This is a genomic window from Embleya sp. NPDC025285, from assembly GCF_055558835.1.
The window spans coordinates 1-4,362 of the sequence record NZ_JBVHLU010000233.1 but is presented as its reverse complement, the minus strand read 5'-3'; the positions used below and the strand labels follow the sequence as shown (position 1 = coordinate 4,362).

The 4,362-nt window shown below is 69.4% G+C and carries 4 protein-coding genes; 2 read left to right on the top strand and 2 right to left on the bottom strand.

What is annotated here, in order from left to right; genetic code table 11:
• Positions 1-613: 613 nt before the first annotated feature.
• Both ACZ4FV_RS51665 and ACZ4FV_RS51660 read right to left on the bottom strand, forming a co-directional pair.
• Entirely contained in the window at positions 614-961 is a 348-nt protein-coding gene (locus ACZ4FV_RS51665) for an anti-sigma factor (RefSeq protein ID WP_465328365.1), read from the bottom strand.
• 1,105 nt (positions 962-2,066) lie between these two features.
• Complete coding sequence (locus ACZ4FV_RS51660; protein WP_465328363.1) at positions 2,067-3,014, bottom strand: CHAT domain-containing protein; 948 nt, start codon at positions 3,012-3,014, stop codon at positions 2,067-2,069.
• Between ACZ4FV_RS51660 and ACZ4FV_RS51655 the strand changes: the two genes are divergently transcribed.
• Positions 2,928-3,305 (top strand): transposase, encoded by a 378-nt coding sequence (locus tag ACZ4FV_RS51655; RefSeq protein ID WP_465328361.1) that lies wholly within the window; start codon positions 2,928-2,930, stop codon positions 3,303-3,305. The two genes, ACZ4FV_RS51660 and ACZ4FV_RS51655, sit on opposite strands and share 87 nt — an antisense overlap.
• A 478-nt stretch (positions 3,306-3,783) precedes the next feature.
• The gene (locus ACZ4FV_RS51650) at positions 3,784-4,182 is read left to right on the top strand and encodes a DUF7144 family membrane protein (RefSeq protein WP_465328359.1); all 399 of its coding nucleotides are present in this window, start codon (positions 3,784-3,786) and stop codon (positions 4,180-4,182) included.
• Positions 4,183-4,362 lie beyond the last annotated feature (180 nt).

The window sequence follows — 4,362 nt, the reverse complement described above, 5'->3', positions numbered from 1 at the left end:
GTCAGCCACGACCGTTCATGATCGCGGCTCCGGTGACCCTCCGTGGCTCTGGCACGGAAATTGATCCAGAACCGAAATTGAGCCGCCGCCGACAACCGGGAAGCCGGAACGCGAGAGTGGACGGGCGCGCACGCGAAAGGAGGGGCGCCCCGGCACATGGGGCGCCCCGGCACATGGGGCGCCCCTCGGTGTGCCGGGCGTCCCCGGCGGCTCACGGACCAGGCAATCATGGCGCGGACACCTGGGCCCGCATTGACGCATTGCGTGTCTGAACAATGGACACCGAGCCCGTGCCGCCACCTGCCACGCAGCGAAGCGCGTGGCACAGTCCGAATCGGACGATACGGCCCCGGCCAGGGTTATGCGCGCGTCGAATTCGATCGATGATCGGTCGACTCATGAGCGGCAAGTCGATCCACCTCCGCCGAAGTCGTGAAGATGGTCGGGAATCTCGGCGACTTCGGCGGGCCCACGACGCGAGGCGTAGTTCACGGTCCCGGGCACCCCGCGTGCATTGCACCCTCCGTCGGCAGACGCTGCAACCACGCCCCGTGCTCGTGCCCTGCTGGCGGGGGGAGCGGAGCGCCTTGCGTTCCTGCTTCACGCGCCCGGCCTACGTCCGACCCCTCCGAGGTCGATCGACACGATCGGTTCGCCCGAAGGCTTGCTCGATCCGCCTTTCGGTTCGATCGTGACATCGATGCCGGTCGCCTGTTCGAGTGTCGGTGCGATCAGCGCGCTTCGGGGGGCGGATCAGGCCGATGGAGCGCATGTGGCCGCGCTCGTTGTACCAACCCTGGTAGACCCGCGCGTTCGACAGTTTCGGCAGCCCGGACGTCAACACCACCGTCGCGTGGAGTGAGCGCGACATGACCACCCGCACCGTGCCGCCCCCCGTGGCCGGCGCCGCGGCCCGGGGCTCGTGGCCGGAATCCTGACCGGCCTCGACGGTGCGTCCCACATCTACGCCGTCGTCGCGGGCGCCACTGTCGCAGGAACCGGCCTGATCGCGTACTGCGCCGCATATACGACGTTCAAGAACCCGTGACCGAAACGCACACGTTGCTTCGGTGACGGGACGCCGAAGTCGGCGTTGTCACGGATCGGGCCCGCCACCATGGATTATTCGGACGCCAGTCGCGGCTCGGGCGATTCCGGAGATGATCCCGCCGACGAGGGTGCGCGTTGTCACACGGGCCGTGGGGTGGCCGACCGACCGGCTGCAACGGTCGGCTGCTGCACCTGGAGGTGAGAACCGCGGTGCTGCGCCCGTCCACACCCGCGGGCCTGGGTTGGCCCCGGCCCCGAGGCCGAATTCCACGTCCTCGATTTCCCGCGCCGCCACCCCCGGGACGCGGTGCCCGCGGCCCGGTTCGACCGGCAAGGGACGCGCCATCGTCGGGTGACGCTTCCGGGGTGTCCTACTCGGTCAGGAAGCGGACGGCGGCGGTGGTGTCGCTCACGAAACCGTGGCCGGGTTCGTGACCCACGCCCATGGTCACGGCCACCACGAGCGTGGCCGACACGGGTGCTGATCGGGGGGTTCGGGGGATGTCCATGCGGTGCCTTCGGTTCACGAGTCGCGTCGGCGGGATCCACCGACGGCCGGCGCGATCCGTACGAACCCTGGGAGCCCGTCCCGCGGTCGTCGATCGCAGGCCCGACCCGGGCCTGCGCCGATGTGCGGGTGCTGCGGTAGCGGCAAGGGCATCGCCACCGCCTTGGCAACGCTGCGGCCACGCGGACCGCAGGCGTCGTGCCCCAGGCATCCGAGGAGAACGGCCGCTTGGCGGTTCGGCCGGTGGCGTGTCCCGGCTTGGTCCCGGGCGAGCGTCGATGCCGACGATTCCCACGCTTTCGCGTCCGACCGGGACGAGAGAGCACGGTCGCACCTCGTCCGTGGGGTACGAGGCGCGCCGGTGGCGACGGGGACGATCGGGTCGGCTGCGGTCACGCCGAGGTTGTCGTGGCCGTGGGGGATCACCGGTCCGGCCTGTGGTGGCATGCTTGGACAGTTGTTCCATCCGGCGTTGCCTCGCCTGCGCGCGGCGCGGTCGGGCAGGCCGTCAGCCGTCGGGACCCGATTGCCGTCGAAGGCCGTCGGGCTCGACGGATGCCGGGATGCCATAGAGGACGTAGGCCGCCCAGTGCAGCGGGTCCGGGTGTTCGGCGGCGGTCCGGTTTCGGGCGTGGCGCAGGGCCCGGCGCGGGTCGCCGTGCGTGGCGTAGTCGGTGTGGAAGGCGGTCGTGAACTCCCGGCTGATGCGGTCGTGGACGCGCCACAGCGTCACCAGGGTCCATCGGGCACCGGCGAGAGTGAACGCGTGGGCCAACCCCTGTGGCCCCTCCTGCACGCGAATGTCACCGAGGCTGGTGTCGCATGCGGACAGGACGACGAGCTCGGTGCCGGAGAGGTCGAGTGCCGCGATGTCCTCGCCGGTCACGATGCCCGAGCCGAGGTCCGACCGGGCAAGCGAGGTGTTGCCGTGGTTCGCGCCGGCCAGGGCGAGCCCGCAGCGCAGCAGAGGACGCGGCAGCGACATCCACAACAGGCCGCTGTCGCTCATCGAGGCCGGGTCGGCGCCGGACAGCGGAGCGAGGACGGCCTGCCGCAGGCTCGGATCGGATTCGTCCAGGAAGAACCCGTGCGTGGCGATGTGCAGGACTCTGGGCGAGCTCGTGGCGAGCAGCAGTTCGCGGGTGGCCGCGGCACCGACGTGAGCCTGTGTGCCCAACAGCGCGGCGACGTCCCGGCCTTCCGTCGCGGTCTCGCGCAGCCGGGGGAATCCGGAGGGAAGGCGCTCCGCGACGACATCGCCGCCCGCGGGTACACCGGAGGCCGCAAAACCGTCCGCCGCTTCCTCAACAGCCTTTCCGAGAAAGAGCTTTCGCCCATAAAGCCACCTCCTCCGCCGCCCGTCCGGGAAGTGGTCCGGTGGATTGTCGGCCGACCCGAGCGGCAGAGCGAAGCCGCCCGCCGGCAACTGAAGGAACTGTGCGAGCGCTGCCCCCACTTCGCGGAGATCAACCGACTCGCTCGCAGCTTCGCGACGCTTCTGCGGAAACGACACGGCCACCGGCTTCCCGAATGGCTCGCCCAGACGGACGTCTCCGAGATCAAGGAACTGTGCACGTTCGCCCAGGGCCTGCGCAAAGACCTCGACGCCGTCACGGCCGGCTTGACGCTCCCCTGGAGCTCGGGAGCGGTGGAAGGGCACGTGAACCGGACGAAGATGCTCAAACGCCAGACCTACGGCCGCGCCGGCTTCGGGCTTCTGCGCCGCCGAATACTCCTCGCGGATTGACACGCTTCACGAAAATCGCCGAAGACCCAGCTTTCCACGACCACCGTCAGAAGTGCGCCACATACGACAGCGCGGGGGCGTCCATGGCGACGAGCGCGGCGACGCGGGTGAGGATCAGGGTGTAGGGAGCCAGGCCGCAGCGCTCCAGGGAGTCCAGGTCACGGCGGCCAGGATGTCCAGGACAGGTGTGTCCTGCGATGTGGTCATGATCGGTTCCCTTGCGGATCTCGTGGTTGCCGGGCGCCACGCCGGCGCCGGGCTCACCGGGTCTTCCGTTCGACGCCAGGACCGCCTGCCTGCGGGTGCATCTCAGGGGAACCTCGATGCCGGGCCCGGTCCGGACGTCGGCTTCCCCGGGTCACGGGCGTTCCCCATCGCGGGACGATCCGGGAGGCTGCAGTCGCAGCAACTCACCGGAGGGGTCAGTGTGGGAGGAGGGGACATCCACTCGAGGTTGCCTCGGCAAGGAGGCTTTCACATGGCCACGCACACGCAGCCAGCCACTCGCTCGTCGGGCTGGACGACCTTCGGGGCGGTGCTGATGACCGTCGGCGGCGTCCTGGCGGTCTTCCAGGGGATCGCCGCCATCGCGAAGGACGATGTCATCGTCCAGACGCGCAACTACTCCTTCTCGTGGAGCACCACCGGCTGGGGCTGGATCCATGTGATCCTGGGCATCGTCATCTTCCTCGCGGGCCTGGCCCTGTTCACCAATGCCCTGTGGGCCCGCTTTCTCGGCGTGCTCCTGGCGGGGCTGAGCATGCTCGCGAATTTCGTCTGGCTGCCGCACTATCCGCTGTGGTCGATCGTCGTGATCGCCGTCGACATCGCCATCATCTGGGCGTTGTGTGCCGGCCCACAACGGAGCAACCGGTGAGCCGCCAAGGGCGGTCGGCGCGGTGCCGCCACCTCGCTTGCGGTGGCCTTCGACCGGCCGGACGCGGCGGGGCTCAGGCGGTGGGTGAGGTGCCCTTGATCTTCCGGACAGTGACCCGCGTAGGGTTGCAGTGAACCGGAAAGAGAAAGCACGTGCCGCCAAGATATACGCAGCAGTTCA

Coding starts and splice junctions, on each gene's coding strand:
- ACZ4FV_RS51650 (WP_465328359.1), top strand. CDS start 3,784: ATGGCCACGCACACGCAGCCAGCCACTCGCTCGTCGGGCTGGACGACC.